The following is a 16891-nucleotide window of genomic DNA, read 5'->3' on the forward strand; positions in this document are numbered from 1 at the left end:
TGTCTTCCCTCCTTGATGGAATCCCCATGTACGCAGAAAACCTTCAATTGCTGATCGATGGTCAGTGGACGACCGGCTGCGCAGGCGCGAGCCTGCCGGTCTTCAACCCGGCGACCGGCGAGCAGATCGCCGCCGTGCCATGCGCCGGCGAGGCGGACCTCGAGCGCGCGCTCGACGCTGCGCAGTGCGGCTTCGAGCAATGGAAAGCGCGTCCGGCCATCGAGCGATACGACGTGCTCAACCGCGCCGCCGCTCTGATCGAGACACGCAAACAATCCATCGCGCACACGATGACGCAGGAAAACGGCAAGCCGCTGCCCGAAGCACTCGGTGAAGTGCAGTTCTGCGCGGACGCCGTGCGCTGGTACGCCGAAGAAGCGCGCCGCGCCTATGGCCGCGTAATCCCCGCGCGCGTGCCCGGCTTGCGCCAGTACACGGTCAAGGAACCGGTCGGGCCAGCGCTCGGGTTCGCCGCGTGGAATTTTCCCGCCGGCAACGTCGCGCTGAAGATCGGCGCGGCGCTCGCCGCCGGCTGCTCGATCATCGTCAAGCCGAGCGACGAGACACCGGGCACGGCGGTCGGCATCGTCCGCTGCTTCCAGGACGCGGGCGTGCCCGCGGGCGTCGTCAATCTCGTGTTCGGCGAACCCGCGCCGATCTCCGACTATCTGATCCGCTCGCCGATTCCGAAGAAAGTTTCGCTGACCGGCTCGACGGCAGTCGGCAAGCGGCTGGCGCGCCTCGCCGCCAATACGCTCAAACGTTGCACGATGGAACTCGGCGGCCACGCGCCGGTGCTCGTATTCGAAGACGCCGATCTCGACTACACGATCAACACGCTGATCGCCGCGAAGTTCAGGAACGCCGGCCAGGTGTGTACGTCGCCGACGCGCTTCTTCGTGCAGCGGCGTATCTACGAGACGTTCGTCGAGCGCTTCGCGGCCCGCGCGCGGCAGCTCGTCGTCGGCAACGGGCTCGACGACGGCGTGCAGGTCGGACCGATGATCACCGAGCGCAGGCTCGCCGCCGTCGACGAGCTGGTTCGCGATGCCCTGTCCCAGGGCGCGCGCATCGTCACCGGCGGTGAGCGTCTCTCGCGCGCGGGCTACTTCTATGCGCCGACCGTACTGCGCGACGTGCCGGACCGCGCGCGCGTCATGCAGGAGGAACCATTCGGTCCGCTCGCGCCGATCACGCCATTCGATACGTTCGCCGAGGTGATTGCGCGCGCGAACGCGCTGCCACTGGGTCTCGCCGCTTACGTGTTCTGCCGCGACGGTTCGCTCGCGGCACGCGCGAGCGCGGCGCTCGACGCCGGGCAGATCGGCGTGAACGGCACGTCCGTGCATGAAGTGGAGATTCCGTTCGGCGGCGTCAACGAATCGGGCTACGGCCACGAGAGCGGCATCGAAGGTCTCGACGCCTATCTGCGCACCAAGCTGATCGCCGACAGGCAACTGCCGCTGGTCGGGGAAGATGCCGGAAGATAGCGCGACCGATGTATGCAATACTAGCGTTTCGTATAACTTCTTGAGTGCTTTCATCGCCTCGTGCCAGGCCGGTGAACGGATCCTGCGCGGAAAGCGCCGAGGAAGCAGCAAGGAAGAATGGAAATGGCCCACACCAAGCCCGTCAAGAAGACGATGAGCGCCACGCAGGGCGCTTACGTCGAACTCAAACGCAGGATTCTCGAAGGCGAACTTGCGGAAGGCTCGCCGATCCGCCAGGACGATGTGGCGGCACAACTCGGCGTCAGCAAGATTCCCGTTCGCGAGGCGCTGATGCGGCTGCAATCCGAAGGGCTCGTGCGCTTCACGCCCAACGTGGGCGCCGTCGTCGCGACGCTCACCGTGATGGATTACATCGAGATGCTCGATATGCGGATCGGCCTCGAGTGCCGCGCGCTCGAGCTGGCGGTGCCGAACATGGCGTCCACCGATATCGCGCGTGCCCGCGAACTGCTCGCCGCCTATCACTCGGCGATGAACAATCGGGAGTGGAGCGATCTGAACGCCGAATTCCACGAGACGCTGTATGCAGCGGCCGAGCGTCCGCGCCTCATCGCGACGATCCGCTCGGTTCAGGAGCATATGGGCCGCCTGCTGCGTCTTCGCGTGACGATGGCAGCGCAGCACGATCGCTCGCACGACGAGCATCTGAAGATCCTCGATGCCTGTGAACGCGGTGACGCAAAAGAAGCGGTTCGCCTGCTGCGCAAGCATATCGAGCAGACCCAGCGCGAGGTACAGGGGTACTTCCGCAATAGTCAGCGCAACGCCAGGGCATCCTGATCGGCGAGCGCGTCGCGGCACGGATCAACGCCGTGCCGCGATGCATTGGCAGCCGTCACTTCGGCTGCGCGTAAAACTTCCCGGCGTGCGCCCAATCCGTCGGCGGGATTTCAACGAACATCACGTCCACCGATTCCACCGGGCAATTCAGCACTTGCGCCGTCAACCGCGTGACTTCTTCGACGTAGCGCGCTTTCTGCTCGTGCGTGCGTCCCGGCGACAGTTCGACTCGAACGATAGGCATCCCGACTCCTTTCACTTATTTTTCACTCGTTTATAGCAGGCGTCGCGCGATATCAGCGGCCGCCCAGCACCGTCACCGGCTGCCACTGCCCGTTGGTGGCCTTGTACACGGTGATCGTCGCTTCCTTCAGATCGCCGTACTGATCGAACGACAGGTGATCGCTCGTCACGCCCTTCAGATTCGTCTTCGCCATCACCGGCAGATATTTCGTCGGGTCCGACGAGCCGGCCTGCTTCATTGCCTGCATCAGGATCATCGCGCCGTCGTACGAGTAAGGCGCGTAGGTGGTCGGGTCATAGCCGAACTTTGCCTTGTAGCGTTGCGTGAAGCCCGCGCCGCCGGGCATCTGCTCCAGCGGCAAACCGGCGAGCGTGACGATCGCGCCGTCGGCACTGGCGCCGGCGATCTTCAGGAAGTCGCCCGTCTTCGACATTTCGCCGGAACCGAACGTTGCCGGAATCGCCAGCGTGCGCATCTGCTTGAGCATCGGCGCGGATTGCGCGTCGGTGCCCGCGTAGTAAACGAAGTCCGGATTGTGCGACTTGATGCTGGTCAGGATGGCCTTGAAATCCACCGCCTTGTCGGTCGTGAACTCACGATCGACGATATTGCCGCCCGCCGCTTTTGCCGCCTTCTCGAACTCGTCGGCGAGACCCTGGCCATAGGCGGTGCGGTCATCCACGATCGCGATGCGCTTTGCCTTCAGCGTCTGCACGACGTACTTGCCCATCACGCTCCCTTGCTGCGTGTCGGAGGTCATCGCGCGGAATACCGTCTTGTATCCCTGGCGCGTGTAGGCGGGCGCGGTCGCGGTCGAAATCTGCGGCAGCCCGGCTCGCGTATAGATGGCGGACGCGGGAATCGTCACGCCCGAATTGAAGTGGCCGACGATGCCCTTCACGCCATCGTCGACGAGCTTCTGCGCGACGACCGTTCCGGTCTTCGGATCGGCCTGATCGTCCATCACCTCGACCTGGAACCTCGCCGGCTTGCCGTCGATGACCGGATGCGTCGCGTTCATGTCGTCGACGGCGAGCGAGACGCCCGATTCGAAGTCCTTGCCGTACTGTGCCTGCGCACCGGTCATCGGTGCCGCGGACCCGAGCTTGATCACCTGATCGTCCGCGTGAGCCGGCGGACACACGGAGAACGCCAGCACGCACGCTGCTGCGATACCACACCTGATCGGTTTCATGGACATTCCTGACTATTGTTGTTTGAGAATTGATGCGCGGCCGTTGCCGATGCGCTCATGGCTGAAGGCGGCCGTCGGGCCTTCATGCATCCATGTCGCTATCGCAGGGGATCCCGCGCGGTCTCGCGCGACGTCAGGATCGTGAAGAACGAGATTACGGCGGCGACCAGCAGATAGCCCGTCGGCGCGAGCGGCGAGCCGGTCTTCTGGATCAGCAGCGTCGAAATGAACGGCGCGAAGCCACCGAAGATCGCCGTCGAGAAACCGTAGCCGATACCCATCAGCGTGGTTCGCGAACGCGTCGGGAACAGTTCGGAGACGGCCGCCGGCCCGGCGCCGCCGAACAGCGACACCAGCGTGACCAGCACGATCTGCACGGCGATCACGGCTGCGATGTTCTCGCCGTCGATAACGAGCTTGAGCAGCGGATACGGCAGCACGATCAGCCCGACACACGCGCACAGCAACACCGGCTTGCGGCCGAACCGGTCGGACAGATGACCGGCCAGCAGCGAGGCGGGCGCGAGATAGAGCAGCGTGACCGACGAAATCCACAGCGTGGTCACGCGATCGATATGCCCGAAGTTCTGCAGGAACGTCGGCATGAAAAGAATGCAGATGTAGTACGAGGTCGTCCAGGAGATCACCGTGCCGAACGCGCGCAACGCCTGCTTCACCGCGCCGGCGTGAAACACGCGCTGTTCCTTCGCCTGCTCGAACGTCGGCGCCTCGTGGCTGATGCGGCGTCGCATGAAAAAGCCGATCGGCGCGAGGATGCCGCCGCACAGGAACGGCACGCGCCAGCCCCACGAGGCCGCTGCATCGGCCGAGAGGTTCACCGTGACGGCCGTCGCCGTCAGCGCGCCGATCAGAATGCCGACCGCGACCGTCGCGGACTGGAAGCTGCCGTAAAAGCCGCGCCGGTTCTGCGGCGCCCACTCGACCATGAACGCCATCGAACCCGTGATTTCGCCGCCCGATGAGAAACCCTGGACGACGCGCGCGAGCGTGACGAGTATCGGCGCCGCGATGCCGATCGACGCGAACGGCGGCACGAGACCGATGGCGACCGTGCTGAACGCCATCAGGATGATCGTCATCACGAGCGCCGGCTTGCGCCCGTGTTTGTCCGCGTAGCGTCCGATCACGATGCTGCCGAGCGGCCGCGCCACATAACCGATGCCGAATACCACGAGCGACGTCAGCAGCGAAGCGATCGGCGACTCGCCCGGAAAAAACGTCTTGCCGATGACGCCCGCGAAGTACGCGTAGATCGCGAAGTCATACCATTCGAGAATGTTGCCGAATGCGCCGGACGCAAGCGCGAGCCGGCGGGAAGCGTCGAGACTGCCGGCCGCCGCGCCTCCGCCCGATTCCGCGGTTCGGATGGCGGCCATGTTGCGGCTGCTATCGTTCATGACATACCCTGCCGTGATAGGTGAAGTTGAATCGTTCGCGAAAAAACCGGCGCCTTCCGGACGAATCGGGAATGGCGGTCAGAGCGTATTCCTGAAGAAACACCCCGCCTTCATGATTGCGCGCAACCGCGTTCCCTCAGCGTCGAACAGGCTCAGGTCTTCGAGCGGATTGCCGTCCACCACGAGCAGGTCCGCATGCGCGCCGGGTATCAGTTCACCGAGCCTGCCCGCCTGCCTGACGATTTCGGCGTTGACGATCGTCGCCGAGCGGATCACATCGGCATTCGACTGCGCCTTGGCATGCAAACGCAGCCCGTCGCACTGGAAGTGCTGCGTGTGCATCGACAGGTCGGTGCCGAAGCCGATTTTCACGCCCGCCTCGACGCAGCGCCTGAGCGCTTCGAGGCCCGCTTCGTACACTTTCTCGTTCTTCGCGAGACTGCTTGCGCTTTTGCCCGATTCCTTGCCGAGCGTCCGGTTCACGTGATACACGATCAATGTCGGCACGAGGTACAGATGTTTCGCCGCCATGTCCCGCGCGGTCGCGGCGCAGATGAAGTTGCCGTGCTCAATCGTGCGCACGCCGAGCTCGATCGCGCGACGTACCGCGTCGTCCGAATACGCATGCGCGGCGACGTACGAACCCCAGCGATTCGCCTCGTCCACCGCCGCGGCAATCTCGTCGTCGCGAAACTGCAAGCTTTCCAGTGGATCGTTCGGCGACGCGACGCCGCCGCTCAGCATCAGCTTGATGTGATCCGCGCCGAGCCGCAGTTCCTCGCGCACCGCCTTCACGACGTCCGGCACGCCATCCGCAATGCGGCTGAATATGTCGAGTCCCGCACAGCACCCGCATGACCCGTCCTGCCAGGTTTTCGAGCGGAAGTCGCCGTGTCCGCCGGTCTGACTCACCGCGCGTCCGCCGACGAAAAGCCGCGGCGCATCGACGAAGCCCGCGTTCACCGCATCGCGCATCCCGTAGTCGCCGCCCGCGACGTCGCGCACCGTCGTGAAACCGCGCGCCAGCATGCCGCGCATGACGGCCGTCGCCTTGGCCGCCATATAGGTTTGCGGCACGTCGCGCAGCGCCGCGATGTTCCGTTCGTTCATGTAGATGTGAACGTGCGCGTCGATCAGCCCCGGCATCACGGTCAGACCGGCCGCGTCGACGACCAGGGCCGGGTCCGGCTGACCGACGCGCTCGCCGACGGATGCGATGACGCCATCCTCGATCAGCAATTCCAGCCCATCCAGCAGCGTCGACCGTCTCGGGTCGAGCAGCCGGAAGTTGCGCATCACGATCGCGTTGCCCATCGATCCACGTCCTCAGTGTTGGCCGAAGCCGGCCGGATATCCGCTTCCTACAGCTCGAATCATACAGCGATCGTATCGCACGTCAAAAACATCGTATACCATTACATCACGCCGAAATAATAAAAACGCGAGCCGGAAAAGCGTTACGGGCATCCGGTCGGGAAAACACCTGGTCCGTTGCGGACCGGCTTCAACCGGCCGTCTCCGAAGCCGGCGATTCATTCACCAGCGAGAAAATCGATGTCGATACTTTTCAGAAATGCACGCGTCGTCGACGCCACCCATCACGATCCCGATGCGCGCCTGGATGTGCGCGTCGAAGACGGACGCATCAGCGAGATCGGCGCCGATCTGCCGGTGCGAGGCGCCGAAGTCGTGGATGTCGCGGGCCGCGTGCTGATGCCGGGCCTGATCGATTGCCACGTTCACGTGATGGCCAGCATGGTGAACCTCGGCCTCAACGCGAAGCTCCCGAACGCGTTCGCGCTGTTCCGCGCGATGCCGATCCTGCGCGGCATGATCGAGCGAGGCTTCACGTCCGTGCGCGACGCCGGCGGCGCGGACTATGCGCTCGCGCAATGCGTCGCCGAAGGCCTGATCGTGGGGCCGCGGCTTTTTACGTCCGGCAAGGCGCTGTCGCAGACGGGGGGACACGGCGATTTCCGGGCCCGGATGGAATATGGATCGCCCGATAGCTGTCCGTGCGCGCAGTATGGAGCGATCGGGCGCATCGTCGACGGCGTCGACGAGTTGCGCCGCGCGATCCGCCAGGAAATCCGCCAGGGCGCGACGCAGATCAAGATCATGGCCTCCGGCGGGGTGTCGTCACCGACGGACCCGATCGGCAATCTGCAATTCTCGGAAGAGGAAATCAAGGCCGCCGTTGCCGAAGCGCGCTCGCATCAAACCTATGTGATGGCGCACGCCTACACGGCGCAGGCGATCAGCCGCGCCGTTTCGTTGGGCGTGCGCACGATCGAGCATGGCAACCTGGTCGACGACGACGCAGCCGCGTTGATGGCGAAGATGGGCGCGTTCGCCGTGCCGACCTTGATTACCTACGTGGCGATGAGAGACGAAGGCGCGGAACAGGGCTATCCGCTCGAGTCGCAGAAGAAGAATGTGACGGTGCTGGAACAGGGACTCGATTCGCTGCGGATTTACCAGAAGCATAACGTGAAGATGGCGTACGGCTCCGATCTGCTCGGTTCGATGCACCAGCGACAGAGCGAGGAGTTGCAACTGCGCGCCCAGGTTTACTCACCTTACGAAGTCATTCTCCAGGCGACCAGCATCGCCGCCGAGGTGTTGAACATGCAAGGCCAGCTAGGTGTGATCGCACCAGGCGCGATCGCGGATATCCTCATTGTGGAGGGGGACCCGACCATCGACCTTGCCGTGCTCGGGGAGCACGGCAGACATATTCCCGTCGTGATGAAAGACGGCAAGTTCGTCAAACGCAATGGGGAAATAACGGCCCCGGCTTGATTACGGATCGGCCTTCGCGGCTCGCTTTCTTCACGAGGCCCAAAAAATTCGTATTTTTTCAAAACTTTTCGTATACGATATTTTTGAAAAGCTACCATAGCTCGTCGGGTCTCCCGCCTTGCGAGGGCAGCAGGCGCATCGGCACGCCGGTTGCGGACCAACGCATAACGGTTCCGCTCGCCGTGGTGGTGGAGACTCTTTCCAAACCTTCCTACTTCGTGGTGGTTGCATGAAACTGAGAGATGTTCCCCTCCTGCTATGCGCGTGGGCGATCGCAACGTCGGCGGTTGCGCAAGACACCGGCACGCTCGCGAAGATCAGAAAAGACGGCGTCGTGACGCTGGGAGTACGGGAATCGTCGGTTCCCTTTTCCTACTATGACGATCAGCAGAAAGTCGTCGGCTACTCGGCGGACCTGTGCGGCATTGTCGTGAATGCGATCAAGGACAGATTGCATATGCCAAACCTGACGGTAAAGGAGATGCCGACCACTTCGCAGAACCGGCTGCCGCTGATCATCAACGGCACGGTGGATCTGGAGTGCGGATCCACGACGAACAACACCGACCGCGAAAAGCAGGTTGCATTCTCCGATACGACATTCGTCATCGGCACGCGTCTTCTGGTCGCCAGGAACTCAGGGATAAAGGACTTTCCCGATCTGGCCAGCAAGACCGTCGTGACGACAGCCGGCACGACCTCGGAGAAGATTCTTCGGGAGATGAACTACAAGAACAACATGCATATGAACGTGATCAGCGCGAAAGATCACGCCGAGTCTTTCCTGACGCTGCAAAGCGGCCGTGCGGCGGCGTTCATGATGGACGACGCGCTTCTCTACGGCCAGCTTGCGAAATCTTCGGACGCCTCGGCCTACGAAGTTGTCGGAAAACCGCAGTCTTATGAAGCGTACGGACTCGTCATGCGCAAGGACGATCCCGAGTTCAAGGCGCTCGTCGATCAGACGCTCGTAGCAACGATGAAATCAGGCGAGGCGGCAAAGTTGTACGACCGATGGTTCATGAAGCCCATTCCACCCAAGGGCATCAATCTGAATTTCCCGATGACGGCCGAAGTCAAGGATCACTTCGCCAATCCCAATGACAAGCCGTATCAATGAGCCAGACCGGCGGACGTGATCGGACGGCGGCCGCAGAGGAACCCTGGCGGTGGTAAGCGGCATGGTGGCATGCTGGTATCTGCCGATCGAGGCAGCGGAGATCCGGCCAGATACCAGCAAAAAAGCCGCGGAGCCGTATGGAACGGCGGCTTTACGGATTTCAGCGAAACGTGTCGGAATACGTCCTTGGTGCCGGGGACCGGACTTGAACCGGCAAGCCCGAAGGCGGCGGATTTTAAGTCCGCTATGTTTACCAATTTCATCACCCCGGCAGGAGCGCAATCACGCGTGGTCGCGAATTCTACCACCGCCTCGCAAGCGCACCCAACCCGGCATATCCGCCGATAGACAGACGGCCCATCGCGCTACTCCCCGCTCGCATCCGGCCCCCGCCCCACGGTCATCCGCCGGTCACAAACGTTCCCGATAATCCGCTCACCGAAAACGTTTACAGCGGAACGTAAAACCGATGACGCCGACGATCAAGGATGTCGCCGCCCACGCGGGTTTTTCCATCGCCACGGTATCGCGCGCGATCAACGCGCCGCATACCGTGAACCCCGTCACGCTCGACAAGGTGCGTCAGTCGATCGACGCGCTCAACTTCCGCCCCAGTCCGCTCGGCCGCCAATTGCGCGGCGAACGCTCGCGCCTGATCGGCGTGATCCTGCCGACGCTCGCCAATCCGGTGTTCGCCGAATGCCTGCAAGGCATCGACGACCTCGCGTCGGCGCAAGGCTACCGGCTGATGCTGATGACCACGCAGTACGACATCGAGCGCGAACGTCACGCGATCGAAACGCTGCGCGAACATCGCGTCGAAGGGCTGATCCTGACCGTCGCCGATGCCGACACGCATCCGCTGCTCGACGAACTCGACCGCACCGGGCTGCTCTACGTGCTGATGCACAACGACACGGTGCGGCGTCCGTCGGTGTCGGTCGACAACCGCCTCGCCGCCTACGACGGCGTGCGCCGGCTCATCGCGCACGGCCATCGCCGCATCCTGATGCTGGCCGGCTCGTTCGCCGCGTCGGACCGCGCGCGCCAGCGGCATCTCGGCTATACGCAGGCGATGCAGCAGGCCGGGCTCACGCCCGCGCCCGCGCTCGAAGTCGATTTCAACGCGGCAGAACTCGCGCCGTCCGTGCTCGCGCATCTGACCCACGGCACGACCCGCCCCACCGCCCTTTTCTGCAGCAACGATCTGCTCGCGATGGTCGTGATGCGGGGTCTGCGCCGCGCGCGGCTGACAATTCCACAGCAGATGTCGATTCTCGGCTTCGACGGGCTCGCGATGGGCGAGCTGCTGTCGCCGCCGCTCGCGAGCATCTGCGCGCCGAATCGCGAGATCGGCTGCGCGGCGTGGCGGCGCTTGCTCGCGCGCATCGGCGGCGATTACGACGCATGCGGCCAGACCTCGCTTGCGCTGACCCTGCCGCACAGCGTGCGCGAAGGCGCGACGATCGCGGCGCTCGCGGATCGCCTCGATATATCGCCGCCCAGCGTCGCGGCGTCGACCGAGGAAAAACCCTGCGCATGAAGCGATGCCGCGGCAGGCACGTCTGGATGAATGTAAGCGCCATGCGAACGGCGACGCGCTCCCGGTGAAAACAGGAGCCGCACGAAGCACGTAACGCCCACCCGCCCTTTTCCACCTGGAGACCCGCAGTGATCCGCTCAACCACACGCTTCGCTTCCTCGCTAAAACCGCTCTGGCGCAAACTTTCGCTCGCCGCCGCAACGGCGCTGCCCGCGAGCCTGCTCGTCGCGGGCGCGACCTTCGCGGCGCTCGCGACGCAAGCCGCTCACGCCGACGAGACCGCGATCTGCTACAACTGCCCGCCTGAATGGGCCGACTGGGCAAGCCAGATCAAGGCGATCCAGCAGAAGACCGGCATTCGCGTGCCGTTCGACAACAAGAACTCCGGCCAGGCGATCGCGCAACTGATGGCCGAGCAGAAGAGCCCGGTCGCGGACGTCGTCTATCTCGGCGTGTCGTCGGCGTTCCAGGCGAAGGACAAGGGCGTGATCCAGCCGTACCGGCCCGCGCACTGGGACAACATTCCCGCCGACCTGAAGGATCCGCAAGGCTACTGGTTCGCGATCCATTCGGGCACGCTCGGCTTCTTCGTCAACAAGGACGCGCTCGAAGGCAAGCCGGTGCCACGCTCGTGGGCCGATCTGCTCAAGCCTGAATACAAAGGGATGATCGGCTACCTCGATCCGTCGAGCGCGTTCGTCGGCTACGCGGGCGCGGTCGCGGTGAACCAGGCGCTCGGCGGCACGCTCGACAACTTCGAGCCGGGCCTCGACTGGTTCAGGAAGCTGAAGACCAATGCGCCGATCGTGCCGAAACAGACCGCGTACGCGCGCGTGCTGTCCGGCGAAATTCCGATCCTGCTCGACTACGATTTCGACGCGTATCGCGCGAAGTACAAGGATCATGCGAACGTCGAATTCGTGATTCCGAAGGAAGGCACGATTTCGGTGCCGTACGTGATGAGCCTCGTGAAGGGCGCGCCGCACGAAGCGAACGGCAAGAAGGTGCTCGACTTCGTGCTGTCCGACGAAGGCCAGAAGCTGTGGGCGCAGGCGTATCTGCGGCCGGTGCGCGCGAGTGCGATGAGCCCCGACATCGCGGCGAAATTCCTGCCCGCGAGCGACTACGCCCGCGCGAAAGCGGTCGACTTCGCGAAGATGGCCGACAAGCAGTCGAGCTTCGGCGAGCGCTATCTGCAGGTGATGCATTGAACGACGTCACGTTCCCGCTGCGCTGGCGCATCGCGTTGCTCGCGCCGGCGCTCGCGGTGTTCATCGCGTTCTGGCTGCTGCCGATGGGCGCGCTCGCGCAACTGTCCGGCGACGGCCACGCGTTCGCGACCTATCGCGCGCTGCTGACGAATCCGCGCTACATGTCGAGCCTCGGCGCGACCGTCGTGCTGTCGGCGGCGGTCACGGCGGCCACGCTCGTGCTGTCGGTGATCGCCGGTCTGCTGCTCGCGCGCCGCGAGTTTGCGCTCAAGCGCACGCTGCTTGCGCTGCTGACGTTTCCGCTCGCGTTTCCGGGCGTCGTGGTCGGCTTCATGGTCATCATGCTTGCCGGGCGTCAGGGGCTCGTCGGCGCGCTGTCGCTGAAACTCACCGGCGATCGCTGGGTGTTCGCGTATTCGATGAGCGGCCTTTTTCTCGGCTATCTGTACTTCTCGATTCCGCGCGTGATCGTCACCGTGATGGCCTCGGCGACCAAACTCGATGCGTCGCTCGAGGAAGCCGCGCGCTCGCTTGGCGCGTCGCCGTGGCGGATCATGCGCGACATCGTGCTGCCCGCGCTGTCGCCGGGTCTGATCGCGGCGGGCGCGGTGTGCTTCGCCACCGCAATGGGCGCGTTCGGCACCGCATTTACGCTCGCGACCGACATCGACGTGCTGCCGATGACCATCTACACCGAGTTCACGCTGAACGCGAACATGGTGACGGCCGCGGGTCTGTCGATCGTGCTCGGCGTCGTCACGTGGGCCGTGCTCGCGCGCAGCGCCAGCGGCTCGGGCGTGGCGGCAAGCGCATGAGCGGCACGGCGCCCGAAGCAGGCATGCGCGAACGGAACGACCCCACCCCCATGAGCTCGATCACCGCCCCTTCGTCTCCCTCTCCGTCGCAGCCGGCCGCGGGACCGCGCGCGCGGCGCGCGTGGCCGTCCACGCGAACGTGGCTCGCGGCCGGTCAATGGCTCGTCACGCTGCTGCTGTGCGCGTTCCTGATCGTGCCGGTCGTGATGTCGATCATGGCCGGCCTCACGGTCAACTACTTCAAGGGGATTTCGAGCGGCCTCACGCTGCGCTGGCTCATTGAGGTGTGGGCGCAGTATCACGACTCGGTATGGCTGTCGCTCGAAGTCGCGGCGGCGACGCTCGCGGTCACGCTGCTGACCGGCGTGCCCGCGGGCTACGTGCTCGCGCGCAGCAAGACGCGTTTCGCGCGCGTCGTCGAGGAATTTCTGGTGCTGCCGATCGCGCTGCCCGGCCTCGCGTCGGCGCTCGCGCTGCTCGTGATCTACGGCGGCTTCACCGCGTTTCGCATGAGCGCGGCGTTCATCGTCGTCGGCCATGTAGTGTTCACGCTGCCGTTCATGGTGCGCGCGGTCGCCGCGGTCTGCGCGAGCAGCGATCTGCGCACGCTCGAGGAAGGCGCGGCGAGCCTCGGCGCGCGCTTCTTCACGCGCTTCGTGACGATCGTGCTGCCGAACGCGCGGCCCGGCATCGTCGCGGGCGCGCTCGCGGTGCTGACGCTGTCGATCGGCGAATTCAACCTCACGTGGATGCTGCACACGCCCGATACGAAGACGCTGCCGGTCGGCCTCGCCGACACCTACGCGTCGATGCGCATCGAGATCGGCAGCGCGTACACGATCCTGTTCTTCATCATGACGATGCCGCTGCTCGTCGCGATGCAATGGCTCGGCGTCGATGCGACCGGCCAGCGCAGCGCGTCGAAACAGCGCGGCGCCTCTTCCGCGAAATCCGACGACACGCCATGAAACTGATCTCGGTTCCCATCACGCTCACGCAGTGCGCCAAAACGTTTCGCGGCACGCGCGTACTCGAACCGCTCGATCTCGCGATCGGCGCGGGCGAAACCCTCGTGCTGCTCGGACCGTCCGGCTGCGGCAAGACGACCACGCTGCGCATGATCGCGGGGCTCGAAACACCCGACGCGGGCGGGCGCATCGCGTTCGGCGACGACGACGTCACCGCGCTGCCGATCGAAAAACGCGCGGTCGGCATGGTGTTCCAGAGCTACGCGCTGTTTCCGAATCTGACGGTGCGCGGCAACATCGGCTACGGGCTGAAGATCCGGCGCGTGCCGGCCGCGCTCGCGCGGCAACGCGTCGACGAACTGCTCGGCATGATGCGGCTCACCGCGCATGCCGACAAACCGGTCGATCAGCTCTCCGGCGGCCAGCGCCAACGCGTGGCGCTCGCCCGCGCGCTCGCGGTGCAGCCGCGCGTGCTGCTGCTCGACGAGCCGCTGACCGCGCTCGACGCGCGTCTGCGCGATACGTTGCGCGGCGAGATGAACGCGCTGCTGCGCGAACTCGGCATCACGACCGTCTACGTGACGCACGATCAGGCCGAAGCAATGGAACTCGGCGATCGCATCGTCGTAATGAGCGCCGGGCGTATCGAGCAGACCGGTTCGCCGCGCGACATCTACTATCGCCCGGCGAATCGCACGGTCGCGCAGTTCGTCGGCACGATCAACCGGCTCGCGGGCGAGCGGCGCGACGGCATGCTGACGACGGCCGGCGGGGCCGTGCCGCTGCCCGCGCATGTCGTCACGCAAGCTGTCACACAGGTCTCCGCAAACACCGCGCCCGCAACCGGCGTGCACGAAATCTTCTTCCGCCCGGAGGACGCGCGGCTCGCCGACCCCGCGAGCGCGCAGTTGCGCGGCCATGTCGAAAGCACCGCGTTTCTCGGCGAACGCACGCGTCTGACGATTGGCGGCGCCGCGCCGGAGCCGCTCTTCGTCGACGTCGCGGGCCGCATCGAGCTCGCGCGCGGCACGCCGGTCGGCATCTCGATCGAGCAGGACGCGCTCATTGCACTATCTTAGAAAGAACAGCGCCGAACCCAGGCGTTTCGACACGCAAGACCCAAAGGACTCCCCCATGCTGCTGGCTCAAATTAGCGACCTGCATATCAAGCGGCCCGGCGTGCTCGCGTATCGCCGCGTCGATACCGCCGCCTATCTCGCGCGCTGCGTCGCCGCGCTCAATGCGCTCGTGCCGCGCCCGGACGCGGTGATCATGACCGGCGATCTCGTCGATCAGGGCGACCCGCAACAGTACGCGCACCTGAAGACGCTGCTCGCGCCGCTTCAGATCCCCTACTTCCTGATGGTCGGCAATCACGACGACCGCGACGCGTTGCGCGCGGCCTTTCCCGAGCGCGCGGAATTGCACGGCGGCGGCGAGTTCGTGCAATACGCGCTCGACGTCGGTCCGCTGCGCCTGATCGCGCTCGATTCGCTGATCCCCGGCGCAAGCGGCGGCATGCTGTGCGACGCGCGGCTCGCGTGGCTTGCGCGCCAGCTCGACGCGGCGCGCGGCAAGCCGGTGGTGGTTGCGCTGCATCATCCGCCGTTTGTCAGCGGTATCGGGCATATGGATGAAATACGGCTCGATCAGGCGGCGTCGGACCAGCTCGCGGCGTTGATCGGCGCGCATCCGAACGTCGAGCGCGTGATCTGCGGCCACGTGCACCGCTCGATGTTCGTGCGCTTCGGCGGCACGATCGCGAGCGCGATTCCGTCGCCCGCACACCAGGTCGCGCTCGATCTGCGCGACGATGCGCCATCGGAATTCGTGATGGAGCCGCCCGCGTATGCGCTGCACCGCTACGATCCGGCGACGGGTCTTGTCACGCATCTGGCGTACGTCGATGCGGCCGACGGGCCGTATCCGTTTTACGACGACGACGGGCTGATCGATTGACACGAACGACGCTGGCGGCCGGCCTTCGCGACCGCCAGCAGGAACCGCCCTGCTCCGGTATGATCGGCACGCTTGAGGACCGCGCATGGGCCGGTCCCTCGATCCGCCTCCGTCATGTCCACTTCCGACGCTTCCACTTCCGCTTCCTCCGCCCGCTCGTTGCGCAGCCTGTTGCTGCTGCTGGCGACGATCGCCGGGATCTCGGTCGCGAACATCTATTACAACCAGCCGCTGCTCGATAACTTCCGCCAATCGTTTCCGGGCAGCGCGTCGTGGGTCGGCGCGGTGCCGGCCGTCACGCAGCTCGGCTACGCTGCCGGCATGCTGCTGCTCGCGCCGCTCGGCGACCGCTTCGACCGGCGTCTGCTGATCCTGCTGCAGATCGCCGGGATCTGCGTCGCGCTCGTCGTCGCGGCTTCGGCGCCGACGCTCGCGGTGCTGATCGTCGCGAGCCTCGCGATCGGCGTGCTCGCGACGATCGCGCAGCAGGCGGTGCCGTTCGCGGCCGAACTCGCGCCGCCGTCCGGGCGCGGCCATGCGGTCGGCACCGTGATGAGCGGCCTGCTGCTCGGCATTCTGCTGGCGCGGACCGCGGCGGGCATCGTCGCCCAGTACTTCGGCTGGCGCGCGGTGTTCGGCGCGTCGGTGGTCGCGCTGCTCGCGCTGGCGGTCGTCATCATCCTGCGCTTGCCGAAAAGCCAGCCGACCTCGGCGCTGCCGTACGGCAAGCTGCTGGTGTCGATGTGGCATCTGGTCGTCGAGCATCGCGCGCTGCGCGAGGCGTCGCTGACCGGCGCGGCGCTCTTTGCGGCGTTCAGCATCTTCTGGTCGGTGCTCGCGCTGCTGCTCGCCGGCGCGCCGTTTCATCTCGGGCCGCAGGCAGCGGGACTGTTCGGGATCGTCGGCGCGGCGGGCGCGATGGCCGCGCCGCTCGCCGGCAAGTTCGCCGACCGGCGCGGACCGCGCGCGATCATTACCGTCTCGATCGTGTTCGTCGCGATCGCGTTCGTGATTTTCGGCGTGTCGGCGAAGAGCATCGCCGGGCTCGTGGCCGGCGTGATCATTCTCGACATCGGCGTGCAGGCCGCGCAGATTTCGAACCAGTCGCGCATCTATGCGCTCAAGCCCGATGCGCGCAGCCGCGTGAATACCGTGTACATGGTCACGTATTTCATCGGTGGCGCGCTCGGCTCGGGTGTCGGCGCGATCGTCTGGCCGGCGTTCGGCTGGATCGGCGTCAGTATCGCGGGCATCGTGTTCGCGGGGCTCGCCGCGTCGATTCATTTGCAGCGGCCGGCGCGCGCCGCGCATTGAGCCTTGCACAT

General features: G+C 65.2%; 15 protein-coding genes and 1 tRNA gene. 11 read left to right on the forward strand and 5 right to left on the reverse strand.

Going from position 1 to position 16891, the window contains the following annotated elements:
• Window positions 1-26: 26 nt before the first annotated feature.
• On the forward strand, window positions 27-1490 hold the full coding sequence (locus QM685_RS04465) for an NAD-dependent succinate-semialdehyde dehydrogenase (protein ID WP_415113153.1): 1464 nt from the start codon (window positions 27-29) through the stop codon (window positions 1488-1490).
• Between the two features lie 123 nt (window positions 1491-1613).
• On the forward strand, window positions 1614-2291 hold the full coding sequence (locus QM685_RS04470; RefSeq protein WP_415113155.1) for a GntR family transcriptional regulator: 678 nt from the start codon (window positions 1614-1616) through the stop codon (window positions 2289-2291).
• Between the two features lie 55 nt (window positions 2292-2346).
• On the opposite strand, the gene QM685_RS04475 is transcribed toward QM685_RS04470, so the two are convergent.
• The 4 genes from QM685_RS04475 to QM685_RS04490 form a co-directional block, all read right to left on the reverse strand.
• Window positions 2347-2535, reverse strand: a complete 189-nt coding sequence (locus tag QM685_RS04475; protein ID WP_415113156.1) for a 4-oxalocrotonate tautomerase — start codon at window positions 2533-2535, stop codon at window positions 2347-2349.
• A gap of 52 nt (window positions 2536-2587) precedes the next feature.
• Window positions 2588-3730 carry a branched-chain amino acid ABC transporter substrate-binding protein gene (locus QM685_RS04480; RefSeq protein ID WP_415113158.1) on the reverse strand — a complete coding sequence of 381 codons (1143 nt, stop codon included), beginning with the start codon at window positions 3728-3730 and terminating at the stop codon, window positions 2588-2590.
• A 98-nt stretch (window positions 3731-3828) separates the two neighbouring features.
• Complete coding sequence (locus QM685_RS04485; protein WP_415113160.1) at window positions 3829-5148, reverse strand: MFS transporter; 1320 nt, start codon at window positions 5146-5148, stop codon at window positions 3829-3831.
• Window positions 5149-5226: 78 nt separating this feature from the next.
• Window positions 5227-6462, reverse strand: a complete 1236-nt coding sequence (locus QM685_RS04490) for an amidohydrolase family protein (protein WP_415113162.1) — start codon at window positions 6460-6462, stop codon at window positions 5227-5229.
• A gap of 240 nt (window positions 6463-6702) precedes the next feature.
• On the opposite strand from QM685_RS04490, the gene QM685_RS04495 reads away from it, so the two are divergent.
• Together QM685_RS04495 and QM685_RS04500 are read left to right on the forward strand one after the other, a co-directional pair.
• The gene (locus tag QM685_RS04495; RefSeq protein WP_415113164.1) at window positions 6703-7950 is read left to right on the forward strand and encodes an amidohydrolase family protein; all 1248 of its coding nucleotides are present in this window, start codon (window positions 6703-6705) and stop codon (window positions 7948-7950) included.
• A 229-nt stretch (window positions 7951-8179) separates the two neighbouring features.
• The gene (locus tag QM685_RS04500) at window positions 8180-9070 is read left to right on the forward strand and encodes a glutamate/aspartate ABC transporter substrate-binding protein (RefSeq protein ID WP_415113968.1); all 891 of its coding nucleotides are present in this window, start codon (window positions 8180-8182) and stop codon (window positions 9068-9070) included.
• 187 nt (window positions 9071-9257) lie between these two features.
• On the opposite strand, the gene QM685_RS04505 is transcribed toward QM685_RS04500, so the two are convergent.
• Window positions 9258-9342 (reverse strand) — tRNA-Leu (locus QM685_RS04505).
• A 197-nt stretch (window positions 9343-9539) separates the two neighbouring features.
• Here QM685_RS04505 and QM685_RS04510 point away from each other — a divergent pair.
• The 7 genes from QM685_RS04510 to QM685_RS04540 all read left to right on the forward strand — a co-directional run bounded on the left by QM685_RS04510 (window position 9540) and on the right by QM685_RS04540 (window position 16880).
• Window positions 9540-10613 (forward strand): LacI family DNA-binding transcriptional regulator, encoded by a 1074-nt coding sequence (locus QM685_RS04510; protein WP_415113166.1) that lies wholly within the window; start codon window positions 9540-9542, stop codon window positions 10611-10613.
• 128 nt (window positions 10614-10741) lie between these two features.
• Window positions 10742-11824, forward strand: coding sequence for an ABC transporter substrate-binding protein (locus QM685_RS04515; RefSeq protein ID WP_415113168.1), 1083 nt, complete (start codon window positions 10742-10744; stop codon window positions 11822-11824).
• The gene (locus QM685_RS04520; RefSeq protein WP_415113170.1) at window positions 11821-12639 is read left to right on the forward strand and encodes an ABC transporter permease; all 819 of its coding nucleotides are present in this window, start codon (window positions 11821-11823) and stop codon (window positions 12637-12639) included. The genes QM685_RS04515 and QM685_RS04520 overlap by 4 nt, the downstream gene beginning before the upstream one ends.
• Before the next feature lie 50 nt (window positions 12640-12689).
• Complete coding sequence (locus QM685_RS04525) at window positions 12690-13607, forward strand: ABC transporter permease (protein ID WP_415113970.1); 918 nt, start codon at window positions 12690-12692, stop codon at window positions 13605-13607.
• Complete coding sequence (locus QM685_RS04530; protein ID WP_415113172.1) at window positions 13604-14686, forward strand: ABC transporter ATP-binding protein; 1083 nt, start codon at window positions 13604-13606, stop codon at window positions 14684-14686. The genes QM685_RS04525 and QM685_RS04530 overlap by 4 nt, the downstream gene beginning before the upstream one ends.
• A gap of 55 nt (window positions 14687-14741) precedes the next feature.
• Entirely contained in the window at window positions 14742-15566 is an 825-nt protein-coding gene (locus QM685_RS04535; protein ID WP_415113174.1) for a phosphodiesterase, read from the forward strand.
• A gap of 114 nt (window positions 15567-15680) precedes the next feature.
• Window positions 15681-16880: an MFS transporter gene (locus tag QM685_RS04540; RefSeq protein ID WP_415113176.1), complete on the forward strand. Its 1200-nt coding sequence runs from the start codon at window positions 15681-15683 to the stop codon at window positions 16878-16880.
• Window positions 16881-16891 lie beyond the last annotated feature (11 nt).

The organism is Paraburkholderia sp., from assembly GCF_047605525.1.
In the GTDB taxonomy this organism is placed as follows: domain Bacteria; phylum Pseudomonadota; class Gammaproteobacteria; order Burkholderiales; family Burkholderiaceae; genus Paraburkholderia.